The organism is Microbacterium sp. Nx66, from assembly GCF_904066215.1.
GTDB classification, from domain to species: domain Bacteria; phylum Actinomycetota; class Actinomycetes; order Actinomycetales; family Microbacteriaceae; genus Microbacterium; species Microbacterium meiriae.
The window spans coordinates 13,180-39,205 of sequence record NZ_LR880474.1 but is presented as its reverse complement, the minus strand read 5'-3'; the positions used below and the strand labels follow the sequence as shown (position 1 = coordinate 39,205).

Below are 26,026 nucleotides of genomic sequence, written 5' to 3'. Positions count from 1 at the left end.
CCTCAGGCGAGTGCTGCGACGGCATCCGTCACCAGGTTCCAGAAGGCCGGCACGTCGAGGGTCAGCGCGACGTCGGCGTTCGGCTCCTTGCCGAGCATGTCGTGGAGGTCGACACACGTCGCCCCTGCCGTGAACTCGCCGGCCGTCTCGATGTCGACATGGCAGCGCTGCACCGTGGCGACGGCGCGATCGATCGCGATGGCGACGGTGATGGGGTCGTGCAGCGGTCCCTCCGGCATCCCCTCGGCCTTGTCGTACGACGCGGAGAAGAAGCGCAGCAGTTCCACGCCGAACGCCGCCGTGCGGTTGCCGACCGCCGCGATCCGCTGCACGACCTCTTCGGTGATGAGCGCCTGGTGGGAGATGTTGAGGCCGACCATGGTGAGCGGCAGACCGGAGGCGAACACGACCGCCGCGGCCTCGGGGTCGGCCCAGGCGTTGAACTCGGGATAGGCGCCGACGTTGCCGCGTCCGGTCGATCCGCCCATCCAGATGATCTCCTTGATGTTGCGAGCCGCCTCCGGGTGCTGCTGGAGGAGCAGGGCGATGTTCGTCAGCGGGCCCGTGGGGATCACCGTGATCGGCTCCGCGGAGGCCTTCAGGGTCTCCGCGAGGAAGTCGACGGCGTGCCGCGGGTCGAGCGGGACCGTGGGCTCGGGGAGGACGGGTCCACCGAGGGCGTTGTCCCCGTGGATCCAGGCCCCCGGGGTGAGCTCGCGGCGGAGCGGCTTGTCGGCTCCCGCAGCTACGGGGACGCCGGTCACGCCCGCGACCGTGAGGGCGATCTGCGCGTTCCTGGTGGTGTGTTCCAGGTAGCCGTTGCCGCCGACGGTCGTGACGCCGCGGAGGTCGATGCGCTCGTCTCCCGCCGCCAGCCAGATGGCGAAGACGTCGTCGTGGCCGGGGTCGCAGTCGAGGAGGACGGGGACGGGCATGGGGTGCTCCTTTGCAATCGGGTGTGCGTAAACGTTTACACTCTTTCTCATGAACGTCAAGCCGGACGCTGTCCTCGCCCCTTCCCTCGTCGTCGTCGGGAGCGCCAATGTCGACCTCACCGCCTTCGTCGATCGGCTGCCGACCGCCGGCGAGACCGTCGCCGGGGGCCGGCTCTCGCGCGATCTCGGCGGCAAGGGTGCCAACCAGGCCGTCGCGGCGGCCAAGCTGGGCGGCCGGGTCCGGATGGTGGGGGCCGTCGGGGCCGACGCCGACGGCGCCTGGATGCGCGATGAGCTCGGCCACGCCGGCGTCGACACCGCGGACCTGCGCACGGTCGCCGCGCCCACCGGGACGGCCCTCATCGTCGTGGGTGCCGACGCCGAGAACCAGATCGCGGTGTGCCCCGGCGCGAACGAGCTCGTCTCCCTCGAGGACGTCGCCGTCGGGCCGAACGAGGCCGTCCTGCTGCAACTGGAGATCGCGATGTCCGTCGTCGAGAGCGTCGTCGCCCGCGCCGAGGGGTTCGTCGCCGTCAACGCCGCCCCCGCACAGCCCCTTCCCGACGCGCTGCTCCAGCGGGTGGATCTGTTCATCGTGAACGAGACCGAGCGCGAGCTGATGCCGGAGCTGGCCGATGCCGCCCTCGTCGCCGTGACCTACGGCGCCGCGGGGGCTGCCCTTTTCCGCGGCGGCGAGGAGATCGCACGGGCGGACGGCGTGCCCACCCGCGCGCTCAACACCGTGGGGGCGGGAGACGCCTTCTGCGCCGCGCTCGTGCTCGCCCTGCAGAGCGGACTGTCAGCGCAGTCGGCCCTGCAGACGGCCTGCGCGGTGGGCGCTGCCGCCGTCGCGCACCTCTCCTCGCAGCCTCCCTTCGACCCGCTCGCGCGCTACGTCCCCGCGCCGTAGCGGCGCCCGTCGACGGCGGTCGGTTCAGGACGCGGCGCCGGCCCCGCGCAGCGCGCAGCGAAGATCGCTCGGCGGCACGAAGTCCGCGGTGAGGGACCAGTCGGCTTCCTCCCCGGCGGGGACCTCCACCGTCGCCTGACCGGACCCGACGACCGTGGCCGCGTCGGTGGTGAAGAACACGGTCACGACGTACGTCGCATCCTCGTCCGTGGGATTGCCGACCACGCCTTCCGCCGTCCCGCCGTCGTCCTCCGTGGTGCAGGTCGTGATCTGAGTGCCGGCGCGCACCTCCGGAGCGTCCGGCACGTCCTCCGGTACGCTCGTCGCTCCGACGACCCCTTCTTCTTCACCGGGGATCTGCGGCGCTCCGTCCGCGGCGGTCGGGGTAGGGGTCGGCTCCTCCTCGGCCGCGGAGCAGGCGCTGAGCAGGAACACGGAGATCAGGAGCGGCGCCGTGAGACGGGCGATCCTGCGGTGGCGTGCGGACATCATGGGCTCCTCCTTCGACCCGACCGTCCGTGGCGGGTGATTCGCACCCGCCACGGACCACTTCTCGGTCAGCGCTGCTCCTGCTCTTCCTCTCGCCGGCGCACCCGGGTGAGGCCGAGACCCAGCCCGGCGAGGACCATCACTCCCCCGAGGAGGAGCCCTCCGGCCATCAGCGTGCCGCCCGTGACCGCGAGACCGGTCGGCGGGGTGGGGACCACTCGGGTGATCGTCTGCGAGGTCGGCGGATCGATGGGCCCGTCCGGCGTGTTCCCCGTCACCGTCGCGACGTTTCGCACCTCGCCGCGACGCACGTCCGCGGCGTCGATGGTGTGCGGGGGCACCGTGCATGTCATCTGCTCCCCGGAGGCGAGGCTCGTCGCCGGGCAGGTGACCGCACCGGCCGTCGGGTCCGACACGGCGATGTCGGAACCGTCTGTGCCCCGGTGTTGGTGACGATGATCGTCCACTCCACGCGATCGCCGAGGTCGATGATCCGGTTGGCGTTGACGTCGACGGTCGTCGCCCGCTTCTCGATCGCGAGGGAGTTGGTCCCGTCGAACGGCACCTCCACGGTCGACGGCGGTGACACCGGCGGCGTGCCCGTGGGCGGTGTCGCCGTGGCCGTCGCGGTGTTCGTCAGCCGTCCGGAGTCCACGTCGGCCTGAGTGGTCGTGTACGTCGCCGTACAGGTCACCGTCTGCCCCGGGATGATGCGGGCCGCTTCATCCGGGCATGTGACCGCCGACAGCTCGCCCTCCCCGGAGAAGTCGGTGTCGTCGACGGCCACGTCCGCCAGCGTCACGTTGCCCGTGTTGGTGACCACGAAGGAGTACTCCAGAGTCTCCCCCACGGTGGTCATCACGGCCGGGGTCGCGGACTTCACGATGTTCAGGCCGGGGGCGGGAAGCGCCGGGACGCGCGTCTCCGACGGCGGCGACACGGGAGGCTGCAGATCCCCGGGCGGGACGCCGGTCGCCGTGGCGGAGTTCGTCACCTGACCGGCGTCGATGTCCGCCTGCGTCAGCACGTACGACGCGGTGCAGACGAGCTGCGCCCCGGGGGCCATCGATGCGGTGCCTGCCGGGCAGTCGATCGCCGACAGCGTCCCCGTCCCCGAGAACGCCCCCTCGTTCACCACGACATCCGTCAGCGTGACGTTGCCGCTGTTGGTCACGACGAACGAGTACGTGACCTCCTGGCCCACCACATAGGAGTCCGGAGCATTCGGGGTGGCCGACTTCACGACCGTGATCGCCGGGTTCCGGTCGCCGGGGACCTCGACCGTCGACGGCGGCGTGACCGGCGGCTCGCTGGTCGGCGGTCCCGTCGGGGGCTCCCCCGTCGCGACAGCCGTGTTCGTCAGTCGCCCGGCGTCCACATCGGCCTGGGTGACCACGTACGGCGCGGTGCAGGTCACCGTCGCTCCCGGGGCCACCGATGCCGCCTCGGCAGGACACGTGACCACCGGCGCGGTTCCCGTCCCCGAGAACGACACCTCCTCGACACCGACGTCCGTCATCGTCAGATTGCCCGTGTTGGTGATGAGGAACGAGTACGTGATCGTCTGCCCTGCGGCCGAGATCTCGGTGAGGTCCGCCGTCTTGGCGACCGTGAGGGCCGGCGACCCGTCTGACGGCACCCTGACCGTCGACGGCGGCGACACCGGCGGCTCCCCGGACGGCGGCGTTCCCGTGCCCGTGGCCGTGTTGGTCACACCGCCCGCATCGATGTCGGCCTGCGTCACGACGTACGGTGCGGTGCACGTCACCTCCGCCCCCGGGGCGAGCGATTCTGCTCCCGCGGGGCAGGTCACCACCGGCGCGGTGCCGGTACCGGTGAACGAGACCTCGTCCACGCCCACCTCCGTGAGCGTGACGTTTCCGGTGTTGGTGACGAGGAACGAATAGGTGATCGTCTGCCCGGCGGCGGTGATCTCCGTCCGGTCGGCCGTCTTCGCCACGGTCAGCGCGGGTGCCGGGTCGCCGGGGACCAGCACGGTCGACGGCGGTGAGACCGGGGGTTCGCCCGTGGGCGGCGTGCCGGTCACGGTCGCGGTGTTCGTCACCCCGCCGCCATCCAGGTCAGCCTGGGTGACCACGTAGGGCGCGGTACAGGTGACCTGGGCTCCCGGCGCGAGCGATGCGGCTGCGGCGGGACACGTCACGACCGGAGCCGTGCCGGTTCCGGTGAAGGTCGTCTCGTCCACCGTCACGTCGGCGATCGTCATGTTCCCCGTGTTGGTCACGAGGAAGGAATACGTGATCGTCTGGCCCGCTGCGGTGATCGTGGTGCGGTCGGACGACTTCACCACCGACAGTCCCGGTGCCGGAGTCGACGGCACCTCGGCCTCGGACGGCGGGGACTCCGGCGGCTCCCCCGACGGCGGAGTGCCCGTCACGGTCGCGGTGTTCGTCACCCCGCCCGCATCGATGTCCGCCTGGGTGACGACGTATTCCGCCGTACAGGTCGCCTCGGCTCCCGGAGCGAGCGACGCCACCGCGGCCGGGCACTCGATGAGGGGTGCCGTCCCTGTGCCGGTGAACGAGGCCTCCGTCACCTCGACATCCGTCAGCGTCACGTTGCCGGTGTTCACGACGAGGAAGGAATAGGTGATCGTCTGCCCGGCGGCCGTGATCTCCGTCCGGTCCGCCGTCTTCGAGACCGACAGGCCGGGCGACGGCTCCGACGGCACCTCGACCTCGGACGGCGGCGACACCGGCGGCTCCCCCGACGGCGGCGTGCCCGTCACGGTCGCGGTGTTCGTCACCCCGCCCGCATCGATGTCCGCCTGCGTGACGACGTACTCGGCGGTGCACGTGACCTGGGCCCCGGGTGCCATGGTGGCCGCACCCGCCGGACAGGTCACGACGGGAGCCGTCCCTGTGCCCGTGAAGGTGCCCTCGTCCACGGTCATGTCGCGCACCGTGACGTTACCGGTGTTGGTCACCAGGAACGAATAGGTGATCGTCTGCCCCGCCGCCGTGATCTCGGTTCGATCCGCGGTCTTCGCCACGGTCAGCGCCGGCGCCGGGTCACCCGGGATCTCCACCGTCGACGGCGGCGACACCGGCGGCGTGCCGGAAGGCGGCGTTCCGGTCGCCGTCGCCGTGTTCGACAGCTGCCCCGAGTCGACGTCGGTCTGCGTCAGCGTGTACGTGGCGGTGCAGGCGATCTGCGCCCCCGGCGCGAGCGCCGCGGCCCCCGCCGGACAGGTGATCGCCGACAGCTCGCCCGAGCCCGTGAAGGCCGTCTCATCCACCGTCACGTCGGTGAGGGTCACGTTGCCGGTGTTCGTGACGACGAAGGTGTAGGTGATCTCCGTTCCGACCGTGTAGCCGGCGGCGGTCGAAGGATCGGCCGACTTCACGACGGTGATCCCGGGCGTCTCGATCGACGGGACCTCGACCTCGGAGGGCGGCGACACCGGCGGCTCGAGGGTTCCGGGCGGGTCACCGGTCACGGTGGCGGTGTTCGTCACGCCGCCCGCGTCGATGTCGGCCTGTGTCACCTCATAGGTCGCAGTGCAGGTGACCTGGGCCCCGGGCGCGAGCGATGCCGCGCCCGCGGGGCAGGTGACGACCGGAGCCGCGCCGGTCCCGGTGAACGACACCTCGTCGACGGTCACGTCCGCGATGGTCACGTTGCCGGTGTTGGTGACGAGGAAGGCGTAGGTGATGGTCTGGCCCGCGGCCGTGATCTCCGTCCGGTCGGCCGACTTCGCGACCGTGAGGGCGGGGCTGCTCGGCACGGTGACGATCGCGGTGGAGGGGGTGGAGACCGGGGGCTCGAGGTCGCGGGGCGGCGTGCCCGTCGCGGTGGCGGTGTTGGTCACCTGACCCGCGTCGACGTCCGCCTGCGTCGCATCGTAGGACGCGGTGCAGGTGACCTGGGCGGCCGGAGCGAGTGTGGCGGCGGCGGCCGGACAGGTGATGACAGGGGCCGTGCCCGTGCCGGAGAACGCGGTCTCGGCCACGGAGATGTCGGTCAGGGTCACGTTGCCGGTGTTGGTCACGAGGAACGCGTAGTCGACGGTCGCGCCGGCGGCGGTGATCGACGTCGGGTCGGCGGTCTTGACGAGGCTGATCGCGGGCGTCTCGTCCGCAGGGACCACCACGGTCGAGGGCGGTGACACCGGCGGTTCGCCCGTGGGCGGCTCCCCGGTCACGGTCGCGGTGTTGGTCACCCCGCCCGCGTCGATGTCGGCTTGGGTCACCACGTAGGGAGCGGTGCACGTCACCTGCGCACCCGGAGCCAGCGATGCGGCGGCCGCGGGGCAGGTGATGACAGGAGCCGTACCCGTGCCGGTGAAGGTGGTCTCCGTCACCCCGACGTCGGCGATCGGCACGTTTCCGGTGTTGGTGATGAGGAAGGAGTAGGTGATGGTCTGACCCGCGGCGGTGATCTCCGTGCGGTCCGCCGACTTCGTCACCGTGAGCGCCGGAGCGGAGGTGACGGGGATCTCGACGGTGGACGGCGAGGACACCGGTGCCGTGCCGGTCGGCGGCGTGCCCGTCGCGGTGGCCGTGTTCGTGAGCGCGGACGTGTTGTAGTCCGCGGCGGTCACGGTGTAGCTCGCGGTGCAGGTGACCTCGGCTCCCGGGGCGAGGGATCCGGCGCCGGCCGGGCAGCTCACGTCCAGCGCCCCGGTGCCCGAGAAGGCCTCCTCATCGATGCCCACGTCGGTCAGGGTCACGTTCCCGGTGTTCGTGACGAGGAAGGAGTAGTCGATCGTCTGTCCGGCGCCGGTGATCGCGGTCGTCTCGGAGCTCTTCTCCAGCGAGATCGCCGGAGCCGGGTCCACCGGCACGCGCACGGTCGACGGCGGCGACACCGGTGGCGTCAGCGACCCCGGCGGCACACCGGTGGCGGTCGCGGTGTTGCTGACCGATCCCCCGTCCACGTCCGTCTGCGTCAGGGTGTACCTCGCGCTACAGGTCGTCTGCGCACCCGGGGCGAGGGGGGCGACCGGGCACTCGATCGTCGACAGGGAGCCGGAACCCGTGAACGCCGTCTCGTTCACCGCGATGTTCGAGACGGTCACGGTGCCCGTGTTGGTCACGATGAACGAGTAGTCGATCACCTGTCCGACCGTGAAGTCGTCCGGTCCGGACGGGGTCGCCGACTTCACGACCGTGAGCGCCGGGGTGCGGGTCGTCGTGACCGTCGCGGTGCTCGGGTTGCTCTCCACACCGGTGTTCGCTTCAGAGGTACCGGTCGCGAGCGCGGTGTTCGTCACCGTGCCCGCATCGATGTCCGCCTGCGTCAGCGTGTATGCCGCCGTACAGGTGGTGTTCTGCCCCACGGCGAGCGTCGTCGCCGCGCAGCTCACCGCCCCGAGCGTCCCGGTGCCGCTGAACGCGGACTCGCGGATGCCGAGACCCGAGACGGCGACGTTGCCGGTGTTGGAGACCGCGAACGAGTAGGTCACCGTGTCCCCCGCCGCACTGGCGGTGGTCGGCGTGACCGTCTTCGTCAACGCCAGAGACGGCGCCGGAGCCGTGATCGCGAGGGCATAGTCCTCCACCTCACCCGGGCCGCCGGTCCCCGTCGGGGTCGCCGTGGTCAGACCCGTCCCGCTCTGGATGCGGAACCGCGCGAACGTCTGCCCGCCCACCGTCTGGGAGGCGATGCCGGACCAGTTCAGCGTCACCGACGAGCCGTCCGCCGTCCCTGCGGGCACCGCCGCGGTGGCACCCTCGTTCGCGTCGAACACGCCGTTGCGGTTGAAGTCGATCCAGCCGACCAAAGTCGCCGGCACGCCGGGCACCTTGTTCGAGGCCAGCACCGACACGGAATAGGTGTTGGTCACGCTGGCCATGATCGGCCCGAACGACGCCACGCCCGTCTCGTCGTTGATGGTCTGGTTGGGGGCCGTGCCGCCGACCGCGTTGTCGCCCGTGGCGGTCGCGCTGTACTGCATGGCGCCTTCGGCATCGGCCGACCACCCCAGATACGTCGCCGCATTGAGCTCCTGGGAGACCGATCCGTAGCTGGCCGGCGCATCGCCGAAGTCGTCGGGGATGGTCGTACAGGAGGGATTGAAGCCGTCGATGCCCTCGCCACCGCTCTGAGCCCGGTAGCCGCGCACGACGACGTCGCTCGTTCCGGTCGTCCCGGCGGGGCCGCATCGGGGTGTCGGCGTGTCGAGACCGCCGTTGGTGTTGAAGTTCTGGCCTGCGGTGAGGACGGTGGGGGTCGCCGCGAGGTTGACCCGCAGCTCGCCGGTCGCCGTGAAGGTCATCGGACGACACGTGATCTGCACCGAGGAGGGCCAGCGCGCCCCGTTGTCGCCGACGAAGGTCGTGCCGGTGATGCGGTGCACGAAAGTGTTCGCGGGGCACGTCGCGGTCTGCACGTTGCCGCGACTCTGGTCGTAGACCGGTCCGGTGATCCAGGTGGGGTTCACCGTCGCGGTGACGACGCCCGCGTTGCTCACGGTGATCGTGGAGCACTGCAGGCTGAAGCGCGTGAGGATCGAGTTGCCGGTCGCGCCGGGGGCCTCCGCCGTCCGGTTCTCCGTCTGCACCGCGGTGAGGACCGAGTTCGCCGGACACTCCGTGGGTGCCGTGAGGTCCTTGTCGGAGCCGACGATCGGACCTTCGTACGAGACGCCGAGGTACAGCTGCGCCGGGTCACCAGGGGCTGCCGTCGCGGGCAGCACGGGCGCGACGAGCGACCCGAGCACGAGGGCCAGCATCGTCGCCACCGCCCACGGTCGTCGCGGCGACAGCAGGCGTCGTCGCGTTCTCCGGTCCTTGTTCTTCTGTTCGCGTTCGGAATTCGTATGCAGAGAGAACTGCATGGACACTCCCCTGTTCCGTGCCCAGTTCACCCACCCCTCCGAACTGGGATACGGCTGAGAGTAGGGGGAGCGATCAGGGAACTCCAGGGTGACTTTCGTCCCTCCAGGATGAGGACGTGAGTCAGTTCTCCTGCTCGGCGGACAGGCCGAGTCGGTGGCGCAGAACCGCGGCGCGCTCCTCGAGTTCCGCACGGATCTCGTGGGCGGCGAGCGAGCCGCCGGAGAGGAAACCCGCCTCCAGTGCCTCTCGCCACCGGCGGTTCACCTCGGCCAGTTCACGGGTGAGGCGCTCCCTGTCCTCGTCCGAGAGCGGCTCCGGCGGGGCGGCCTCCTCCACCTCGCCCTCCGGCACGACGTACCACCGGAAATCCTCGCGACCGCGCGCGTTGTTGAGTCGCCAGAGCACGGCGAGGGACACCAGGACCCCTGCTCCCCCTGTCGCGATCATCACCCAGGCGAACCCGGGCGCGTCGTCCCGTTCGAGCATGCCCAACCAGAGCAGCAGCCCACTGATGAGGCCCAGGACGCCGGGGAAGACGATGCGGACGAGGATGAGTCCGACGGTGTGCATCCAAGGGGTCATGCGTGAGACCGATCGATGGGCGTTCGCGGCGGAGAAGAAGAAAGAGCCGGTCAGACTCTGACCGACTCTTTCATGAATGTCTCGCTGTGCGCGAGGGGGGACTTGAACCCCCACGTCCATAAGGACACTGGCACCTGAAGCCAGCGCGTCTACCATTCCGCCACTCGCGCGAGCGTCTCGTTCCGAAGAACTCAACTTTCCGAGGATATCACGCGTTTTCGGCCTCGTTGCACACCCCCGGGAGGGGCGTCGGCGGCGTTCCCCCAGGTCACCTGGCTACGATGTCCCTACCGGTCGGCATGCCAGAGGAGCCCAGTGGGACTACTTGACAGCTTTGAGAAGGGTCTCGAGCGCGCAGTGAACAGCGCGTTCGCGAAGACCTTCCGCAGCGGCATCCAGCCCGTGGAGATCGCTTCGGCGCTGCGACGCGAGGCGGATACCACTGCGGCCGTGGTGAGCCGTGACCGCATCATCGCGCCCAACAACTACGTCGTGCGTCTGAGCCCCGACGACGCGGAGCGCATGCGCGGGCTCGGCGGCGCGCTGACGGACGAGCTGCACGCCCTCCTCACGAAGCACGCGAAGTCGCAGGGCTACAGCTTCGCCGGCCCGCTGTCCCTCACACTCGAGGCGGACGACAAGGTCGCCACCGGCACCGTGCGCGTCACCTCGGGCACCGTCGAAGGACGCGTGAGCTGGCAGGCCGTGGTCGACGTCGACGGACGCCGGCACACCCTCACCCGTGCCCGCACCGTGATCGGCCGCGGCTCCGACGCCGACATCACCATCGCCGATGCGGGATCGAGCCGTCGGCACGCCGAGATCCTCTGGGACGGCGAGCGCGCCATGCTCCGCGACATGGGATCCACCAACGGCACGAAGGTCGACGGGCAGAAGCTCCGCGAAGCCGCCCTCCCCTCCGACACCACGATCACGATCGGTCGCACCGACCTCGTGTTCCGCATCGTCCCCGTCGCCACCCCGTCGCGGTCGTCTCGCCCCGACGATGACGCGACCCGCGTGTTCGGAGCCCTCGGATGAGCGAACTGGTCCTGCTCCTGCTCCGCATCGGCTTCCTCGTGCTGATGTGGTTCTTCGTGTTCGGGGTCGTCTACTCCCTGCGCGCCGACCTGTTCGGAGTGCGTGCTCGCAAGCTCCCCGCCGAGGCCACCGCGGGAGCACCCGCTGCTGCCGCTCCGGCACCGACCGCTCCGCCCCGTCCCTCGTCGGCGCGACCCTCGACCGGCCCCGCTACCGTGGCGACGGCGAAGCGCCTCGTGATCACGTCCGGGCCGAAGGCCGGTCTCGAGCTCCCCCTCGGCTCCGACGCGATGACGATCGGCCGCTCCAGCGAATCCGCCCTCGTGATCCGCGACGACTACACGTCCAGCCATCACGCCCGACTCATACTCCGCGGTGACACCTGGGCGATCCAGGACCTCGACTCGACGAACGGCACGTTCGTGGCCGGCCAGCGGGTGACGGGCGGCCCGGTCTCCCTGAGCCTCGGCACCCCGGTCAAGGTCGGCGCGACGACGTTCGAGTTGAGGGCCTGACGCCGGCATGGTCTTCGAAGGCTCGAGCGCCGCGATCTCCCACACCGGGAAGGTCCGCTCCAACAACCAGGACTCCGGGTACTCCGGGGCGAACCTGTTCGTCGTCGCCGACGGCATGGGCGGGCACGCGGGCGGCGACGTCGCCTCCAGCATCGCGATCCAGCGCATGGAGCCGCTGGACCAGCCGTACTCCTCCACGGAGGATGCGCAGGCCGCCCTCCAGGCCGCCGCCACGACCGCCGCGGGCGACCTCATCCGCGCCGCCAAGGATCGTCCGGAGCTCGCCGGGCTCGGCACCACGCTCAGCGCCATCATCATGGTGGACGAGTATGCCGTCATCGGTCACATCGGCGACTCCCGCATCTACCTCTACCGCGACGACGCGCTGACGCAGATCACGGCCGACCACACCTTCGTGCAGCGCCTGGTCGACTCCGGCCGCATCACGCCGGAAGAGGCCAGGTACCACCCGCGGCGCTCCGTGCTCATGCGCGTGCTCAGCGACATGGACGCCGACCCCGAGCTGGACATGTTCGTCATGCACGCGCAGCCCGGCGACCGCTGGCTGCTGTGCTCCGACGGCCTCTCCGGTGTCGTGGACGAGGCCCGCATCCTCAAGGCCATGCAGCTCGGGCTCGCCCCCGGCCGCACGGCGGACAACCTCCTCAAGCAGGCCCTCGACGGCGGCGCCCCGGACAATGTCACGATCGTGATCGTCGACGTCGGCGGTCAGCACCCCGTCCACTCCGGCACCGCCACGATCGTCGGAGCGGCATCGAACCCGTCGGGTGTCTACGTGCCGCCGGTGCGGGCCCCGCGGAGCAACTGGCTGCACCCGGTGCGGCAGGCCGCGAATGAACCGAGCCACTTCGAGCCGGCACCCGAGTACCTCGAGGAGCTGATCGAGGAGGACCGCCGTCGCGCCAAGCGCCGCCGGCTGGGCTGGATCGCCGGCACCCTCGTCGTCCTCGCGATGCTGGGCTTCGCCGCGTTCGCCGCCTACAGCTGGACGCAGACGCGCTACTTCATCGGCGCCGATGAGGACAGTGTCGTGATCTTCCAAGGTGTGCAGCAGAACATCGGTCCGATCACGCTGTCGACGCCGGTGGAGGACACCGAGATCCTCCTCGCCGACCTGCCCCCGTATCAGCGGGCCTCGGTCGAGCGCACGATCAGCGCACGCTCGCTCTCCGACGCGATGGCCATCGTCGACCGTCTCCGCACGGGCGCCGAGGCGAACATCATCGAGCAGACCCCGCTGCCCACACCGCTCCCCTCCCCGAGCGCCACACCGTCGGGAGGTGCCGGGTGAGCACCGACGTCCAGGCCGACACCACGGTCATCAAGGCGCTGCGCCGGCTGCGCATGCCGCAGACGCAGCGCAACCGCGAGTTCTGGCTGCTCCTCTTCGCCTGTGCGATCAGCGGCGCCGCCCTCACCCTCGTCCAGCTCGGCGCCCTCGGCACCATCGACCCGATGATCCTGGCGATCGGCGGCGGCCTGGCAGCTCTGGCGTTCGCGCTGCACATCGTGCTCCGCTTCGTCGCCGCCGACGCCGATCCCTTCGTCGTCCCGATCGCGACGCTGCTCACCGGACTCGGCGTCGCGATGATCTATCGGATCGACATCGCCTTCGCGAACACCGGGTGGAACGCGTACTCCACCAAACAGCTCGCCTGGACCGCCATCTCGCTGGCCGGGGCGATCACGGTGGTCATCCTGCTGCGTAACTACCGGATCCTGTTCCGGTACACCTACATCTTCGGCCTCGCCGGAATCCTCCTCCTGCTCCTGCCGTTCGTCCCCGGTCTGCGGATCCCCGACGCCAACGCACAGGTGTGGGTCTCGCTCGGCGGCATGTTCGCCTTCCAGCCGGGAGAGCTCGCCAAGATCTGTCTCGCGATCTTCTTCGCCGGCTACCTCGTGCGCACGCGGGAGAGCCTGACGTCGGTGGGCAAGCGGGTGCTCGGGATCACCTGGCCGCGGATGCGCGAGCTCGGTCCGGTGCTGGTCGTCTGGCTCGTCTCGCTCGGCATCATCGTCGTCCAGCGCGACCTCGGTACCGGAACGCTCATCTTCGGCATGTTCGTGGCCATGCTCTACGTCGCGACAGGCAAGACGAGCTGGGTGCTCATCGGTCTCGGCCTCGTGGTCGCCGGCGTCGCCGTCGCCTCCCAGATCCTCAGCTACGTGCAGGGCCGCTTCGTCAACTGGCTCTTCCTGTTCGACTCCTCGAAGGTCGACCCCGACGGCGCCGGATACCAGCCCATGCAGGGTTTGTTCGGGCTCGCCCGCGGCGGCCTCATCGGCACCGGCTGGGGGCAGGGCCGCCCGGAGATCACGCCGCTCGCGCACAGCGACTACATCATCACGAGCCTGGGCGAGGAGCTCGGCCTCATCGGCCTGTTCGCGATCCTCTGCCTCTACATGGTGTTCGTCAGCCGCGGCGTCCGCATCGGTCTCGCCGGTCAGGACGATTTCGGCAAGCTGCTCGCCACGGGCCTGTCGTTCACCATCGCGCTGCAGGTGTTCATCATGGTCGGCGGCGTCACCCGGGTCATCCCGCTGACCGGTCTGACCACCCCGTTCCTCGCCGCCGGTGGCTCGTCGCTCGTCGCGAACTGGCTCATCGTGGCACTCCTCCTCCGCATCTCCGACGGCGTCCGCCGTCAGCCCCGGGTGGTGATCGGCTGACATGACACGAGAACTCCGCAGACTCAGCATCGTCATGCTGTTCATGTTCATCGCGCTGTTCGCCGCAACGAGCTGGATCCAGGTCGTCGAGACCGACGGGCTGTCGCAGAATCCGCACAACAAGCGCACCCGGCTGGACAGCTACGAGATCCAGCGCGGCGCGATCATCGTCGACGGCACCGCGATCGCCAACTCGGTCCCCAGCGACGACACGTACCGGTTCCAGCGCGTCTACACCGACGCCGAGATGTGGGAGCCCGTCACCGGCTATTTCAACCCCGCGCTCGGCTCCAGCACCGGCATCGAGGAGGCGATGAACGCCGATCTCTCGGGCACCGGCTCGAACGCGTTCTTCGCGGAGATTGAGCGGATCCTCTCCGGTCAGCCCCAGCGCGGGTTCAGCGTCGAGCTGTCCTTGAACACGGCTGCGCAGCGCGCCGCCACCGAGGCACTGGACGGCCTGCAGGGCGCCGTCGTGGCGATGGATCCGAAGACCGGACGCATCCTCGCACTGGCGTCCACCCCCGGCTTCGACACGAACAGCATGGCGACCCACGACGCGAACGCCGCCAACGCGACCTATGACCAGCTCGTGGCCGACCCCGGCAAACCGCTGTCGAACCGGGCGATCGCCGGCGACCTCAATCCCCCGGGGTCGACCTTCAAGATCGTCGTGGCGGCGGCCGCCTACGCCAGCGGAGAGTGGACGCCGGAGTCGACCCTCCCCAACCCCGCCTCGTACACGCTGCCGGGCTCGAACAGTCGCGTCTCCAACGCGTGGGGCGGCACCTGCGGCTCCGGCGCGACGGTCACGATCGCCGAGGCGATCCGTCTCAGCTGCAACATCCCCATGGCCGAGCTCGCGGTCGAGCTCGGCGATGACACGATCCGGGAGATGGCGGAGAAGTTCGGGTTCAACCGCAGCTTCGACATCCCGCTCACCTCGACGCCCTCGAGCTACCCCCAGGGGCTCGACGACGCGCAGACCGCCCTCACCGGATTCGGGCAGGGGCAGGTGACCGCGACGCCATTGCAGATCGCCGTGGTCTCCGCGGGCATCGCCAACGACGGCGTCGTCATGAACCCGCAGATGGTCGACGCCGTGATCGGCAACGACCTCTCGGTGATCCGGTCGTTCGACAGCACCGAGTTCGGTCGCGCGATGGAGCCGGACGTCGCCGACGAGGTGACCTCCGCCATGGTCGCGAGCGTCTCAAACGGCGCGGCGCAGGGTGCAAGAATAGACGGGGTCGACGTGGCCGGTAAGACCGGAACGGCGGAGAACGGAAACAGGCCGCACACGCTGTGGTTCACGGGGTTCGCCCCCGCGGACGACCCCGCGGTCGCGGTAGCGGTCGTCGTCGAGAACGGCGGCGGACAGGGTCAATCAGGAAGCGGGGACACCATCGCCGCTCCGATTGCGAAGAAGGTCATAGAGGCGGTGCTGGGCAGATGAGGCCGACGCAGGGTGTGTCGTTCGGTGGTCGCTACGAGCTGCAGTCGCGGATTGCGATCGGCGGCATGGGCGAGGTGTGGGAGGCGACGGATCACGTCATCGGACGCACCGTCGCCATCAAGATCCTCAAGGACGAGTACATGGGGGACCCCGGGTTCCTCGAGCGGTTCCGCGCGGAAGCGCGTCATGCTGCGCTCGTCAACCACGAGGGCATCGCCAGCGTGTTCGATTACGGCGAGGAGAACGGCAGCGCCTACCTCGTCATGGAGCTCGTGCCGGGTGAGGCCCTGTCGACGATCCTGGAGCGGGACGGCGCACTGAGTGCCGACAAGACGCTCGACATCGTCGCGCAGACCGCTTCGGCCCTCCAGGCCGCGCACGCCGCGGGTCTCGTGCACCGCGACATCAAGCCCGGGAACCTCCTCATCACGCCCGACGGCCGTGTGAAGATCACCGACTTCGGCATCGCCCGGATCGCCGATCAGGTACCGCTCACCGCGACCGGTCAGGTCATGGGCACGGTGCAGTACCTGTCGCCGGAGCAGGCGTCGGGTCACCCGGCCTCCCCCGCGACCGACACGTACTCGCTCGGCATCGTCGCGTACGAGTGCCTCGCCGGCAAGCGCCCCTTCACGGGCGAGTCGCAGGTCGCGATCGCCATGGCGCAGATCAACGAGCAGCCGCCGCCGCTGCCGCCGACGGTCCCGATCCCGGTGCAGAACCTCGTCATGGCGATGATCGCGAAGAAGCCGGCGGACCGCCCGTCCTCCTCGGCCACGGTCGCTCGTGCGGCCCAGGCCCTGCGTCGCGGAGACCTGAACTCCGCGGCCATCGCCGTGCCCGCCATCGCGACGGGCGGCATCGCCGGCGACGACGACGCCACGCGCATGCTCACCGCGACCGGTGACGACGGCACGACACGCATCCTCCCCACCACCGCGCAGCTTCCCACCGACGAGGCCGCCGCGGAGGAGCAGGAGAAGAAAAAGAAGAAGAAGAGCGCCTGGACCTGGCCGCTCATCGCGCTGCTGGTCCTGCTGCTCATCGTCGTCGCCGGCACGCTGTGGGCGCTGTTCGGCAACCAGGGCAAGGATGCCGACCCCGACCCCACCGGGTCCGCGAGCCGCACCCCCACGCAGACCCAGACGCAGACGCCCTCGCAGGAGCCCACGCCCGACGAGACCCGCGTCGACGTGACCGCCCTCGGTCTCAACGGCATGGACTGCGGCACCGCGACCGCGACGCTCAAGGAGGCCGGGTTCTCCGACATCGCCTGCGGTGAGGGCGACCCCGCCCCGAGCGACGGCGACGTCGGCAAGGTCTACCGGGTGCAGCCGGAGGGGAACGTCGCCACGACGACCCCGATCGCGCTCACGGTCTACGCCGGCCGCACGCCGCTGCCGACGCCGACCGACCAGCCGACGATCACCGGCGACCCGGTGGCGGGCAGCACCGTGACGATCTCCTGGGGCACCGGTTTCACCTGCCCCAGTGGCACGACGCTGTCCGGCTACGTCGTCTCGCTGCAGAACGGCACCTTCGCCTCCGGCGGCCCGAACTTCCAGCCGACGCAGCGCAACGCGCAGGTGACCGTCGGCGACGCCGTGGGACAGCAGCTCATCGCGACGTATCAAGGCCTGTGCTCCGGTGGCGACCAGCGCACGTCGAACGCCTCTCCCCCGCTCTCCGTCACGATCGTGGCACCGGAGGACGGCGAGGGTGACGGCGGCGACGGCGCCCAAGGGTAGCCTGAGTATCCAGTCCAGCCGCAGTCGTTTCCAGGGGGGTCATCCGTGTCCACAGAGCCACAAGTCATCGCGGGCCGGTACCGCGTCGACGAGCTCATCGGACACGGCGGGATGGCGAAGGTGTACCGCGGGTACGACCTGACCCTCGGCCGCGAGATCGCGATCAAGATCCTCGATCCCGATCTCGCCCGCGACACCAGTTTCCGCACGCGGTTCCGCCTGGAGGCGCAGTCGGCGTCGCGCATGTCGCACCCGTCGATCGTCCGTGTGTACGACGCCGGTGATCCGTCGACGGTCGACAGTTCCTCGGACGAGCCGCCGTACATCGTGATGGAGCTGGTCAAGGGCACCCTGCTCAAGAAGATCATCGCCGACGGTCCGGTTCCCGTCGAGGACGCGGTGCGCTACGTCGACGGCATCCTCGAAGCGCTGGACTACTCGCATCGCGCGGGCGTCGTGCACCGCGACATCAAGCCCGGCAACGTCATGGTCACCGACAAGGGCCAGGTGAAGGTCATGGACTTCGGCATCGCGCGCGCGGTGTCCGACTCGTCCTCGACGGTGGCCGAGACCACTCAGATCATCGGCACCGCCGCGTACTTCTCCCCCGAGCAGGCCAAGGGCGAACCGGTCGACGCCCGTGCCGACCTCTACTCCACAGGGGTCGTGCTCTACGAACTGCTGACGGGACGACAGCCGTTCCGTGGCGAGTCGCCGGTCGCCGTGGCCTACCAGCACGTCAGCGAGACGCCGGTCCCGCCCTCCGAGGTCAACGAGGAGTCGCCCGCCGCCCTCGACCCGATCGTGCTGCGTGCCCTCGCCAAGGACCCGTACCAGCGGTATCCGGATGCCGCGCACTTCCGCGCCGCTCTGGATGCCGCGGTGACGGGCGCCGCACCCACCCGCAAGCAGATCGGCGCGCTGACCAGCGAGCTCTACGGCCCGAGCCCCCGCCAGGCGCAGGAGACGGCGCGGTCGCTGCGTCAGCTCAGCACCGACACCACGATGGCACGCACGCAGTCGGGACCGCCCGTCGCCTGGATCTGGGCGGGAGTCGCCCTGCTGGCGGTGCTCCTGGCCTCGGTGCTGTTCTGGGTCTGGACCATCAGCATGCGTCCCGCCGACGTGCCCAGCACCTCGCGAGTCGTCCCCGACCTGACGAACGTCGCCTCCGAGCGCGCACAGGACGATCTCGCTGAGCTGGATCTCTCCTCCAAGATCGTCATCGAGTCGAGCCCGTCGATCGCCGAGGGCAACGTGATCCGCACCGACCCCGAGGGCGGCGTCTCCGTGGAGCAGGGTTCGACCGTCACCCTCTACGTGTCCTCCGGCGAAGAGACAGTGGTCGTGCCGAAGCTCGAGGGGATGTCCCTCGATGCCGCGACGAAGGCGTTGAAGGCCGCCGGCCTCGAACTCGGCACCGTGACGCAGCGCAACGACAAGGGCCTCGCCGCCAACACCGTCATGACGGCGAGCGAGGAGGCGGATGCCGAGGTCGCTCCCGGCACCGTCGTGAACCTCGAGGTGGCCAGCGGGAAGGTCACTCTGAACAACGTCGTCGGCTGGTCCCTGGACTCGGCCACGCAGGCGCTCGAGGACCTGGGGCTCACCCCGGTGCCGACCGAGGCGCCGGAGTGCCCGGCGACGGATCCGGAGACCGTGCACTCGATGTCCGTCGCGCCGGGCGACGTCCCCGTCGGGTCGTCGGTCGAACTCCGCTACTGCACCGGATCCTGACGCGACACTCCGCGGCGGTTCAGCGTGCGAGCGGGTCGAGGCGGACGGAGCGGGTGACGGCCTCCTCGTCGCCGCACAGCCGGAGCCAGTTGGCGAGGAGCCGGTAGCCCCCTGGGGTGAGGACGCTCTCCGGGTGGAACTGCACCCCGTGCACCGGCAGTGTCCGGTGCGCGAGCGCCATGACGGTGCCGTCGGGGGCGGTCGCGGTCACGATGAGGTCGGCGGGAAGGTCACCCGCCGCGAGAGCGAGCGAGTGGTAGCGCCCGACGTCGAAGGGTGAGGGCAGACCCGCGAACAGCTCGGAGCCGTCATGCCGGACGGCCGAGACCATGCCGTGCATCACCTCGGGGGCGGAACCGACGGCCGTGCCGAATGCGGCCCCGATGACCTGGTGCCCGAGACATACTCCGAGGGTGGGCACTCCCCGCCGCATCGCGATGCGTGCCGCGTCGACCGAGACGCCGGCATCGGCGGGCGCCCCCGGCCCCGGAGAGAGCAGGAGGGCGTCATGCGCGCCGAGAAGCGCGTCGATCCCGGCCGGGTCGGTCGCGTCCGACTCCACCAGCGTGGTGTCGGCGCCGAGTTCCCGGAGGTAGCCCACGAGGGTGTGCACGAAGCTGTCGTGGTTGTCGACCACGAGCACCCTGGTCATTCGACGTCGACTTCGCCCGGCGCGATGAGCGGGCTGACCCACGGGAACACGTACCAGAACAACGCGTAGAGCACCGCGGCGATCACCACGAGCAGGATGAGGACGCGCAGCCACCACGGGCCGGGCAGCAGGCGCCAGAGTGCGGCGTACATGGGTCTTCTCTCTCCTGGTGGCGGGTCAGACGGACGGCGCGGCCGGCGGGGGCGGTGGGTCGGTGAGGGCGGACGGAGGCCCCTCGGCCCGAGGCTGGAAGCTCTCGAACACCCCGTAGGCGACGATGCGCTCGGCGAGCGAGTACAGCGGCGAGCACGCCGTCAGTGTGATGTACTGCTCGCCGGTCTGCTGCTCCGGCATCTGCGGCACGTCGGCGAGCACGTCGGTCTGCGTCGGCTTCACATACTCCAGGGTGCGGAACCGGTAGGTGTACCAGCCGTCGGGCGTCTCCACCACGATCGCGTCGCCCACGTGCAGCTTGTCGAGCTGGTTGAACGGCTTCCCCCAGGTCGTCCGGTGGCCGGCGAGCGAGAAGTTCCCCACCTCTCCGGGCATCTTCGACTGCGTGTAGACGCCGATGCCCTTCTGGTCGAGGGTGCGCGCGCGACTCGTGCCCCCGTAGATGCCGAAGTTGTAGTCGGCCCCGAATCGGGGGATGTGCATCTGACCGAACCACTCCCCGTCGGCCGGCGCCGTGGGGACGGGCGCCTCGTACACGGTCTCGCCGTCGTCCGTCTCGACCAGCGGCGGCAGTTCCGGTGCCTCCCCCGCGGCGAGCTGCTGCGAGATCGCGGCACCTTCCTCGTTCTTCTGGGCCGCGATGATGATGTCGCCGATCCACATCTGCCAGGCGACGAAGAGGAGGACGACGACGCCCGCGGTCAGGAGCAGTTCGCCGAGCACGCTAGCGAACGTGGCTCGCGACCGTGGCCGCTGCCGCCGTTCGCGCCGCCCCCCAGGCGCGACAGATGCAGTCATGGGCGTGATCATATCCGTCCGACCTGTGCAGCAGGAGACGGGGCATCGCCGATCCGCGCCCTGACGGCTCGTCGGCGCCGAGGTCTCCCGGGTACAATGACGGCATGGCACGTGACCGCAAGACCGAAGAACCCGCCGTCGAGCGCGCCGAAGGCGACGCCGCTCCCAACGCCGTCTGGTTCAAGCCGGTGATGATCGGCTTCATGCTCCTCGGCCTCGCGTGGATCCTCGTCTTCTACATCTCGGGCATGCAGTTCCCCATCCCCGGTCTCGACAACTGGAATCTGGCCATCGGCCTGGGCATCGCCCTCATCGGCTTCCTCATGACCACACGCTGGCGCTGACCGCGCAGAACGACGGAAAACCCCTCGCCTCTTCGGCGGGGGGTTTTCGTCTGTGGAGCGAAGCGGAAGTTATCCACAGGTTATCCCCACATTGGGGAGAATTACAACGATGTTATTCACAGGGGTTAACAACCCTGTTAACAACTCGGGATCAGGCCAAAAGGATCAGCGGCGGTACCACGGCGACCACGACGATCAACAGCACCACCAGGGCTGCGAGCGACACGATCTGCCAGGTCCGCTGATCGCGGCGCTTCGTGCGGACGTAGATCAGCGCCACGAGAGCACCCGTGATCGCGCCGCCGAGGTGCGCCTGCCAGGAGATGCCGCCCGCGAAGAATCCGAAGGCGAAGTTGATGCCGAGGATGACGAGGATGCCGGTGACGTTCGCCCCGATGTGCCGTCCGATGATCAGGAGCGACGCCAGGAGTCCGAAGATCGCCCCCGAGGCGCCGACCGTCCACGTCTCCGGCGCGAGAACGGCCACCATGACCGAACCGCCGAGACCGCTGATGAGATACAGCGCGAGGTAGCGGACGCGACCGAGCATCGGTTCGAGATTCTGTCCGAGCATCCACAGCGCGAGCATGTTCAGGGCGAGATGCACGAAGCCGCCGTGCACGAAAAGCACCGTCAGCAACCGCCACGGCTCGAACGGCAGGAGGGAGAGGTTCGGGTACAGGAACGGCGCGTAGAAGCCGAGGGCCTGGATGATCGGGGCGTTGAGCCCGGGGATGAGCTGCACGAGGCCGATGAACGACGTCACCGCGAGCAGCGCGTACGTGACCACGGGCTTGCCGCTGCGCACGGCACCCATGGTGGCGGCCCCACCGCCACGCCACCGACGCGCGGCCTTCTTCTGCGCAGGGGTGCGGTTCTTGCGCTCCGCGTTCATGCACTCCGGGCAGATGACGCCGACCGGGGCAGGCGTCTGGCACTCCGGGCAGATCGTCCGAAGGCACCGCTGGCAGAGCACGAAGCTCTGCCGATCCGGATGCCGGTAGCAGAAGTTCTCACGGTTGTTCGTGAACTCGGGCGTCGTCATCCGGATCGGCCGTCGCTGTCGTCAGGCGGCGACGATGTCGATCGACTGCAGCACGACCGGCTCGATCGGGCGATCGCCCGCCGCGGTCGGAACGGCGGAGATCGCGTCGACGACCTTGCGCGACGCGTCGTCGGCGACCTCGCCGAAGATCGTGTGCTTGCCCTGCAGCCACGGCGTCGGGTCGGTCGTGATGAAGAACTGCGAGCCGTTCGTGCCCTCGACCTTGCCGGTGATGGCGTTGCGGCGAAGACCCGCGTTGGCCATCGCGAGGATGTAGGGCTCGTTGAAGTTGAGCTCGTTGTTGATCTCGTCGTCGAAGTTGTACCCCGGACCGCCGACGCCCTGACCGAGCGGGTCGCCGCCCTGGATCATGAAGTTCGGGATGATGCGGTGGAAGACGACGTCCTTGTAGAGGGGGCCCTCGCCCGGCTTGCCGGTGGCGGGGTGCGTCCACTCCTGGGACCCGTCGGCGAGGCCGACGAAGTTCTTGACCGTCTTCGGGGCGTGGTCGCCGAAGAGGTTGATGACGATGTCACCGTGGTTGGTGTGCAGAGTTGCGACGTGGGAAGCGTGAACCATGCGTTCATTCTCGCAGAGCTTCCGGTGAGCGGGCCGGGTGCGTACAGGCCCGGCGCCGATGATGCAAGGGGCGGGCGATTCCCTCGCCGCATCCAGCCTCTCGTGGCAAGATGGGGAACCCGTACTCCAATGGACAGGAGAGCATCGTGAGCCTCAGCCGCAAGCGGAAGAAGCAGCTTCGTCGTCTTCAGAAGGACGCGAACCAGCTGTGGGAAGACCAGCAGGTGCTCGTCGGCCACGCTGCCGACGTCGCTCGTGAGGCAGGTCGCCAGCTCGGCAACTTCAATCGCGAGCAGATCGTCCCGGTCGTCCAGGACACCTACAACCGCCGCGTCGCCCCGGTCGTCGACCGTTCGGTGAAGGCCGGCAAGCACGTCGTGGACGACAAGGTCGTCCCGATCGTCGGCGGTGTCGTGGGTACGGCACTGACCGCCTGGGACGTCGCGAACGCCAAGCGTCACGGCGTCGAGTACAAGGCGCGCAAGGCCGTCTCGCAGAAGAAGGGTCCTGGTCTCGGATCCGTCATCGCCATCGTCCTGGGTGCCGCAGCCGCGGTCGGCGTGCTCTACGCCGCCTGGCAGGCGCTGCGGGCCGACGATGAGCTGTGGGTGGCCGACGACCCGCTGTCGGCTCCCGACGCGTGACCACTCCCGACCCGCACGCGCGGGTGCGGGATGCGGCGGCCGCCCGTGGACTCGACATCGAGATCCGCGAGCGGCCGCAGGCGCGTAGCCTCGTCGAGGCCGCCGAGATCCTCGGCATCCCGCCGTCGGGCATCGTGAAGACCCTCGTGGTGAAACGCTCGGACGACACGTATCTGTTCGCTCTCGTCCCCGGCGGACGATCCATCTCCTGGCCCAAGCTGCGCGCCCTCGTGGGCGTCAACAAGCTGCGCCTCCCGGAGCCCGAGCTGGCCCTCGCGGCGACCGGCTACGAGCGCGGGACTATCGTGCCGATCGGCAGCACCACCGACTGGCCGGTCTACGCCGACGCATCGATCGTCGGTCAGCGGGTGGCGATGGGCGCCGGCACGCACGGCTACAGCCTCTTCGTCGACGCCGACGACCTCATCGCCGCGTACGACGCCACCGTCGCCGACATCTCGGTTCCCGACGAACGCTGACGGCTCGACTCCTAGAGGATGCCGGCCATCCGCAACGCGATGTCGACCAGGCGAACACGCTGCAAACCCGCGACCGCGGGGAGCGGGAACCATTCCGCGCGATCGGTGGATCCCTCCGTCTCCCAGCGGAGTTTCCCGCCGGATACCTCCGCCCGGTAGACGATGCGCAGGGTGTGCAGCGGATCCGACGACTTCTGCACGCGCCGCCCGGCGGGGATGACACGGGAATGGATACCGAGCAGCGACCCGACCCTCACCGTGTAGCCCGTCTCCTCGCGGATCTCCCGGCGCACGGCATCCTCGGGCGCCTCGCCCGGCTCCAGCCCACCGCCGGGGAGGGTCCAGGCCACTCGCCGGCCCTCGGTCCATCGCGCCAGGAGGAGGCGCCCACCCTCATCGGTGACGACCCCGTATGCGGCGACGCGCAGGTCCATGGAGACACCCTATCCGGGTATCGAGCCATCGCGCGCCGCGTGACGGGACCGGCGGATCGATCACGAATCGAGAAGCACGGGAGCGGTCGGCGTCCCTACGCTGGGACCATCATCGAGGCCGCACGAGAGGACCATCATGGCCGACACCGAGAAGAACTTCACCCCCGAGGAGCGCGAGGCCATGCAGGCCGCCGCGAAGGAGGCGCGCACCCGACGCTCCCGAGCCAAGAAGTCGCCCGAGGAACTGCGCGCCGCCGGCGAGGCCGATCTCAAGGAAGCCGTCGCGAAGCTCACCGACGAGGACAGGCGGCTCGCCGAGAAGCTTCACGCGCTGGTGTCCGAGGTGGCGCCGGAGCTCGTGCCCCGCACGTACTACGGCATGCCGGCGTGGGGCCGAGACGGCAAGGTGCTGTGCTTCTTCCAGCCGGCGAGCAAGTTCAAGGTCCGCTACGGAACCTTCGGCTTCGAGCCGATCTCCCACCTCGACGACGGCACCGTCTGGCCGACCGCGTACGCGGTGACCGCGCTCACGGAGAAGGATCTCGAGTTCCTCGCCGCGCGCATCCGCCAGGCGATCAGCTGATTCGCGGTGAAGGCCTGACGCAGCGGTGTCGCTCGCGTTAGCGTGGTGGCTGTGAGCACCCTCCCCTTCTCCGCCGCCGTCTACGCCCGCCGCCTGGAGCGCGCGCAGGACCTCGCGCATGCTGCCGGTTTCGACGCGATCGTCGTCGGCCCCGGCCCCGACCTCCAGTACCTCCTCGGCGTCGAGGGCGACACCATCGAGCGGCTGACCGCGCTGGTCCTTCCTCCCCGCGGCGCGGCTACGGTGGTCGTCCCACGCATGGAGCTCGCCAAGGTGCGCAGTACGGCCATCGGCGAGCTGGGACTGACGGTCGCCGACTGGGTGGACGGCGAGGACCCGTACGCCCTCGTGGCTGCGGCGACGGGTTCCGTCTCCCGCGTCGGCGTCTCGGATGCGCTTCCCGCGCTGCACGTCGTGCCGATCGGGGAGCGGCTGCAGGCGCGGCTCGAACTCGCCACGCCCGTCCTCCGGGAGGGTCGGATGATCAAGGATGACGAGGAGATCGCCGAGCTGCGTCGCGCCGGCGCGGCGATCGATGCCGTGCACCGCCGCGTACCCGCCTGGTTGCGCGCGGGGCGCACCGAGCGAGAGGTCGCCGCCGACATCGCCGCCGCGATCGTCGAGGAAGGCCATCGGACGGTCGAGTTCGTCATCGTCGGCTCTGGGCCCAACGGCGCGGATCCGCACCACGAGGTCTCCGACCGGGTCATCGAGGAGGGCGACGTGGTGGTCGTCGACATCGGCGGCGCCGTGCCGAGCGGTTACAACTCGGACAGCACGAGGACCTATGTCGTCGGAACGCCTGATCCGGATGCTGCGGACCGCATCGCCACCCTCGTCCGCGCGCAGCAGGCGGCGGTGGATGCGGTGCGCCCTGGAGTCACGGCGGCGGAGGTCGACGCGGCCGCCCGTTCGGTGCTCGCGGAGGCCGGGCTGGGGGAGGCGTTCCTGCACCGCACGGGTCACGGGATCGGCGTCTCGGTGCACGAGGAGCCCTACATCGCCCCCGGCAACGACCTCGTGATCCGAGAGGGCATGGCCTTCAGCATCGAGCCTGGCATCTACTTCCCGGGAGAGTGGGGCGCCCGCATCGAGGACATCGTGGTCGTGACGGCGGACGGAGTCGAACGCCTGAACACGGCACCGCACGGACTCACGGCAACCGACGGGTGAAGTGAGTCGGGGGGAGGATGGTGGAGCCTAGGAGATTCGAACTCCTGACATCCTGCTTGCAAAGCAGGCGCTCTACCAACTGAGCTAAGGCCCCGTGAGGGAATTCTTGAATTGAAAGGGTGGGGCTACCAGGACTTGAACCTGGGACCTCTTCATTATCAGTGAAGCGCTCTAACCGCCTGAGCTATAGCCCCGTCAACCTCCAGAACTT

24 protein-coding genes and 3 tRNA genes are annotated in these 26,026 nt (G+C 69.6%); 13 read left to right on the top strand and 14 right to left on the bottom strand.

The genetic code is table 11. The annotated features are described in order from the left end of the window. Nucleotides 1-2 precede the first annotated feature (2 nt). Nucleotides 3-935, bottom strand: coding sequence for a nucleoside hydrolase (locus tag MICNX66_RS00185; protein ID WP_187662812.1), 933 nt, complete (start codon nucleotides 933-935; stop codon nucleotides 3-5). Nucleotides 936-984: 49 nt separating this feature from the next. Here MICNX66_RS00185 and MICNX66_RS00180 point away from each other — a divergent pair, with 49 nt between their 5' ends. Beyond that, nucleotides 985-1,845 (top strand): ribokinase, encoded by an 861-nt coding sequence (locus MICNX66_RS00180; RefSeq protein ID WP_187662811.1) that lies wholly within the window; start codon nucleotides 985-987, stop codon nucleotides 1,843-1,845. A 24-nt stretch (nucleotides 1,846-1,869) separates the two neighbouring features. On the opposite strand, the gene MICNX66_RS00175 is transcribed toward MICNX66_RS00180, so the two are convergent. From MICNX66_RS00175 to MICNX66_RS00155, 5 genes are all read right to left on the bottom strand, one after another. Continuing rightward, on the bottom strand, nucleotides 1,870-2,337 hold the full coding sequence (locus MICNX66_RS00175) for a hypothetical protein (protein ID WP_187662810.1): 468 nt from the start codon (nucleotides 2,335-2,337) through the stop codon (nucleotides 1,870-1,872). A 65-nt stretch (nucleotides 2,338-2,402) separates the two neighbouring features. Beyond that, the gene (locus MICNX66_RS00170) at nucleotides 2,403-2,750 is read right to left on the bottom strand and encodes a DUF7507 domain-containing protein (RefSeq protein ID WP_442922889.1); all 348 of its coding nucleotides are present in this window, start codon (nucleotides 2,748-2,750) and stop codon (nucleotides 2,403-2,405) included. After that, nucleotides 2,684-9,136: a DUF7507 domain-containing protein gene (locus MICNX66_RS00165; protein WP_187662808.1), complete on the bottom strand. Its 6,453-nt coding sequence runs from the start codon at nucleotides 9,134-9,136 to the stop codon at nucleotides 2,684-2,686. The genes MICNX66_RS00170 and MICNX66_RS00165 overlap by 67 nt, the downstream gene beginning before the upstream one ends. A gap of 121 nt (nucleotides 9,137-9,257) precedes the next feature. Continuing rightward, on the bottom strand, nucleotides 9,258-9,719 hold the full coding sequence (locus MICNX66_RS00160; protein ID WP_187662807.1) for a hypothetical protein: 462 nt from the start codon (nucleotides 9,717-9,719) through the stop codon (nucleotides 9,258-9,260). An 87-nt stretch (nucleotides 9,720-9,806) separates the two neighbouring features. After that, nucleotides 9,807-9,889, bottom strand: a tRNA-Leu gene (locus MICNX66_RS00155). A gap of 145 nt (nucleotides 9,890-10,034) precedes the next feature. Between MICNX66_RS00155 and MICNX66_RS00150 the strand changes: the two genes are divergently transcribed. The 7 genes from MICNX66_RS00150 to pknB are packed head-to-tail and all read left to right on the top strand — an operon-like array spanning nucleotide 10,035 to nucleotide 18,910. After that, on the top strand, nucleotides 10,035-10,760 hold the full coding sequence (locus tag MICNX66_RS00150) for an FhaA domain-containing protein (protein WP_025102897.1): 726 nt from the start codon (nucleotides 10,035-10,037) through the stop codon (nucleotides 10,758-10,760). Next, complete coding sequence (locus MICNX66_RS00145) at nucleotides 10,757-11,275, top strand: FHA domain-containing protein FhaB/FipA (protein WP_187662806.1); 519 nt, start codon at nucleotides 10,757-10,759, stop codon at nucleotides 11,273-11,275. The genes MICNX66_RS00150 and MICNX66_RS00145 overlap by 4 nt, the downstream gene beginning before the upstream one ends. Nucleotides 11,276-11,282: 7 nt before the next feature. Continuing rightward, nucleotides 11,283-12,587, top strand: coding sequence for a PP2C family protein-serine/threonine phosphatase (locus MICNX66_RS00140; protein WP_060922719.1), 1,305 nt, complete (start codon nucleotides 11,283-11,285; stop codon nucleotides 12,585-12,587). Beyond that, nucleotides 12,584-13,969 (top strand): FtsW/RodA/SpoVE family cell cycle protein, encoded by a 1,386-nt coding sequence (locus MICNX66_RS00135; RefSeq protein WP_187662805.1) that lies wholly within the window; start codon nucleotides 12,584-12,586, stop codon nucleotides 13,967-13,969. Before MICNX66_RS00140 ends, MICNX66_RS00135 begins: the two co-directional genes overlap by 4 nt. Nucleotide 13,970: 1 nt before the next feature. Beyond that, nucleotides 13,971-15,425: a peptidoglycan D,D-transpeptidase FtsI family protein gene (locus MICNX66_RS00130; RefSeq protein WP_187662804.1), complete on the top strand. Its 1,455-nt coding sequence runs from the start codon at nucleotides 13,971-13,973 to the stop codon at nucleotides 15,423-15,425. Further along, entirely contained in the window at nucleotides 15,422-17,173 is a 1,752-nt protein-coding gene (locus MICNX66_RS00125) for a serine/threonine-protein kinase (RefSeq protein ID WP_232089135.1), read from the top strand. The genes MICNX66_RS00130 and MICNX66_RS00125 overlap by 4 nt, the downstream gene beginning before the upstream one ends. 45 nt (nucleotides 17,174-17,218) lie before the next feature. Beyond that, nucleotides 17,219-18,910 (top strand): Stk1 family PASTA domain-containing Ser/Thr kinase, encoded by a 1,692-nt coding sequence (gene pknB, locus MICNX66_RS00120; RefSeq protein ID WP_187662803.1) that lies wholly within the window; start codon nucleotides 17,219-17,221, stop codon nucleotides 18,908-18,910. 19 nt (nucleotides 18,911-18,929) lie between these two features. Here pknB and MICNX66_RS00115 read toward each other — a convergent pair whose 3' ends face one another. From MICNX66_RS00115 to MICNX66_RS00105, 3 genes are read right to left on the bottom strand one after another with little or no spacing between them, the layout of a single operon-like run. Next, nucleotides 18,930-19,562: an anthranilate synthase component II gene (locus tag MICNX66_RS00115; RefSeq protein ID WP_187662802.1), complete on the bottom strand. Its 633-nt coding sequence runs from the start codon at nucleotides 19,560-19,562 to the stop codon at nucleotides 18,930-18,932. Further along, the gene (locus MICNX66_RS00110) at nucleotides 19,559-19,714 is read right to left on the bottom strand and encodes a DUF4175 domain-containing protein (RefSeq protein ID WP_136051341.1); all 156 of its coding nucleotides are present in this window, start codon (nucleotides 19,712-19,714) and stop codon (nucleotides 19,559-19,561) included. The genes MICNX66_RS00115 and MICNX66_RS00110 overlap by 4 nt, the downstream gene beginning before the upstream one ends. A gap of 25 nt (nucleotides 19,715-19,739) precedes the next feature. Further along, a complete protein-coding gene (locus MICNX66_RS00105) occupies nucleotides 19,740-20,534 on the bottom strand; it encodes a class E sortase (RefSeq protein ID WP_187662801.1) in 795 nt (264 codons plus the stop codon). A 104-nt stretch (nucleotides 20,535-20,638) separates the two neighbouring features. Between MICNX66_RS00105 and MICNX66_RS00100 the strand changes: the two genes are divergently transcribed. Beyond that, nucleotides 20,639-20,878 (top strand): cell division protein CrgA, encoded by a 240-nt coding sequence (locus tag MICNX66_RS00100; RefSeq protein ID WP_025102888.1) that lies wholly within the window; start codon nucleotides 20,639-20,641, stop codon nucleotides 20,876-20,878. A 151-nt stretch (nucleotides 20,879-21,029) separates the two neighbouring features. Here MICNX66_RS00100 and MICNX66_RS00095 read toward each other — a convergent pair whose 3' ends face one another. Both MICNX66_RS00095 and MICNX66_RS00090 read right to left on the bottom strand, forming a co-directional pair. After that, complete coding sequence (locus MICNX66_RS00095) at nucleotides 21,030-21,923, bottom strand: rhomboid family intramembrane serine protease (RefSeq protein WP_187662800.1); 894 nt, start codon at nucleotides 21,921-21,923, stop codon at nucleotides 21,030-21,032. 21 nt (nucleotides 21,924-21,944) lie between these two features. Beyond that, nucleotides 21,945-22,502, bottom strand: a complete 558-nt coding sequence (locus MICNX66_RS00090; protein ID WP_187662799.1) for a peptidylprolyl isomerase — start codon at nucleotides 22,500-22,502, stop codon at nucleotides 21,945-21,947. 146 nt (nucleotides 22,503-22,648) lie between these two features. Between MICNX66_RS00090 and MICNX66_RS00085 the strand changes: the two genes are divergently transcribed. Together MICNX66_RS00085 and MICNX66_RS00080 are read left to right on the top strand one after the other, a co-directional pair. Then, the gene (locus MICNX66_RS00085; protein WP_025102885.1) at nucleotides 22,649-23,146 is read left to right on the top strand and encodes a hypothetical protein; all 498 of its coding nucleotides are present in this window, start codon (nucleotides 22,649-22,651) and stop codon (nucleotides 23,144-23,146) included. Further along, the gene (locus tag MICNX66_RS00080; RefSeq protein WP_232089133.1) at nucleotides 23,143-23,625 is read left to right on the top strand and encodes an aminoacyl-tRNA deacylase; all 483 of its coding nucleotides are present in this window, start codon (nucleotides 23,143-23,145) and stop codon (nucleotides 23,623-23,625) included. Before MICNX66_RS00085 ends, MICNX66_RS00080 begins: the two co-directional genes overlap by 4 nt. An 11-nt stretch (nucleotides 23,626-23,636) precedes the next feature. Here the strand turns inward: MICNX66_RS00080 and MICNX66_RS00075 are convergent, their stop codons facing one another. Further along, nucleotides 23,637-24,059, bottom strand: a complete 423-nt coding sequence (locus tag MICNX66_RS00075) for an NUDIX hydrolase (RefSeq protein ID WP_187662798.1) — start codon at nucleotides 24,057-24,059, stop codon at nucleotides 23,637-23,639. 136 nt (nucleotides 24,060-24,195) lie between these two features. Here MICNX66_RS00075 and MICNX66_RS00070 point away from each other — a divergent pair, with 136 nt between their 5' ends. After that, nucleotides 24,196-24,642: a DUF1801 domain-containing protein gene (locus MICNX66_RS00070; RefSeq protein WP_187662797.1), complete on the top strand. Its 447-nt coding sequence runs from the start codon at nucleotides 24,196-24,198 to the stop codon at nucleotides 24,640-24,642. Nucleotides 24,643-24,693: 51 nt separating this feature from the next. Further along, nucleotides 24,694-25,815, top strand: a complete 1,122-nt coding sequence (locus tag MICNX66_RS00065; RefSeq protein WP_187662796.1) for a M24 family metallopeptidase — start codon at nucleotides 24,694-24,696, stop codon at nucleotides 25,813-25,815. An 18-nt stretch (nucleotides 25,816-25,833) separates the two neighbouring features. Here MICNX66_RS00065 and MICNX66_RS00060 read toward each other — a convergent pair. Further along, nucleotides 25,834-25,909: transfer RNA gene (locus tag MICNX66_RS00060), tRNA-Ala, on the bottom strand. A 26-nt stretch (nucleotides 25,910-25,935) separates the two neighbouring features. Further along, nucleotides 25,936-26,009 (bottom strand) — tRNA-Ile (locus MICNX66_RS00055). Nucleotides 26,010-26,026: the final 17 nt, after the last annotated feature.

Excerpts from the sequence above, each read along its gene's own strand:
- MICNX66_RS00185 (WP_187662812.1), bottom strand. The coding sequence starts at position 935 with ATGCCCGTCCCCGTCCTCCTCGACTGCGACCCCGGCCACGACGACGTC.
- MICNX66_RS00180 (WP_187662811.1), top strand. The coding sequence starts at position 985 with ATGAACGTCAAGCCGGACGCTGTCCTCGCCCCTTCCCTCGTCGTCGTC.
- MICNX66_RS00175 (WP_187662810.1), bottom strand. The coding sequence starts at position 2,337 with ATGATGTCCGCACGCCACCGCAGGATCGCCCGTCTCACGGCGCCGCTC.
- MICNX66_RS00165 (WP_187662808.1), bottom strand. The coding sequence starts at position 9,136 with ATGCAGTTCTCTCTGCATACGAATTCCGAACGCGAACAGAAGAACAAG.
- MICNX66_RS00160 (WP_187662807.1), bottom strand. The coding sequence starts at position 9,719 with ATGACCCCTTGGATGCACACCGTCGGACTCATCCTCGTCCGCATCGTC.
- MICNX66_RS00145 (WP_187662806.1), top strand. The coding sequence starts at position 10,757 with ATGAGCGAACTGGTCCTGCTCCTGCTCCGCATCGGCTTCCTCGTGCTG.
- MICNX66_RS00140 (WP_060922719.1), top strand. The coding sequence starts at position 11,283 with ATGGTCTTCGAAGGCTCGAGCGCCGCGATCTCCCACACCGGGAAGGTC.
- MICNX66_RS00130 (WP_187662804.1), top strand. The coding sequence starts at position 13,971 with ATGACACGAGAACTCCGCAGACTCAGCATCGTCATGCTGTTCATGTTC.
- MICNX66_RS00125 (WP_232089135.1), top strand. The coding sequence starts at position 15,422 with ATGAGGCCGACGCAGGGTGTGTCGTTCGGTGGTCGCTACGAGCTGCAG.
- MICNX66_RS00115 (WP_187662802.1), bottom strand. The coding sequence starts at position 19,562 with ATGACCAGGGTGCTCGTGGTCGACAACCACGACAGCTTCGTGCACACC.
- MICNX66_RS00110 (WP_136051341.1), bottom strand. The coding sequence starts at position 19,714 with ATGTACGCCGCACTCTGGCGCCTGCTGCCCGGCCCGTGGTGGCTGCGC.
- MICNX66_RS00105 (WP_187662801.1), bottom strand. The coding sequence starts at position 20,534 with ATGACTGCATCTGTCGCGCCTGGGGGGCGGCGCGAACGGCGGCAGCGG.
- MICNX66_RS00100 (WP_025102888.1), top strand. The coding sequence starts at position 20,639 with ATGGCACGTGACCGCAAGACCGAAGAACCCGCCGTCGAGCGCGCCGAA.
- MICNX66_RS00095 (WP_187662800.1), bottom strand. The coding sequence starts at position 21,923 with ATGACGACGCCCGAGTTCACGAACAACCGTGAGAACTTCTGCTACCGG.
- MICNX66_RS00090 (WP_187662799.1), bottom strand. The coding sequence starts at position 22,502 with ATGGTTCACGCTTCCCACGTCGCAACTCTGCACACCAACCACGGTGAC.
- MICNX66_RS00075 (WP_187662798.1), bottom strand. The coding sequence starts at position 24,059 with ATGGACCTGCGCGTCGCCGCATACGGGGTCGTCACCGATGAGGGTGGG.
- MICNX66_RS00070 (WP_187662797.1), top strand. The coding sequence starts at position 24,196 with ATGGCCGACACCGAGAAGAACTTCACCCCCGAGGAGCGCGAGGCCATG.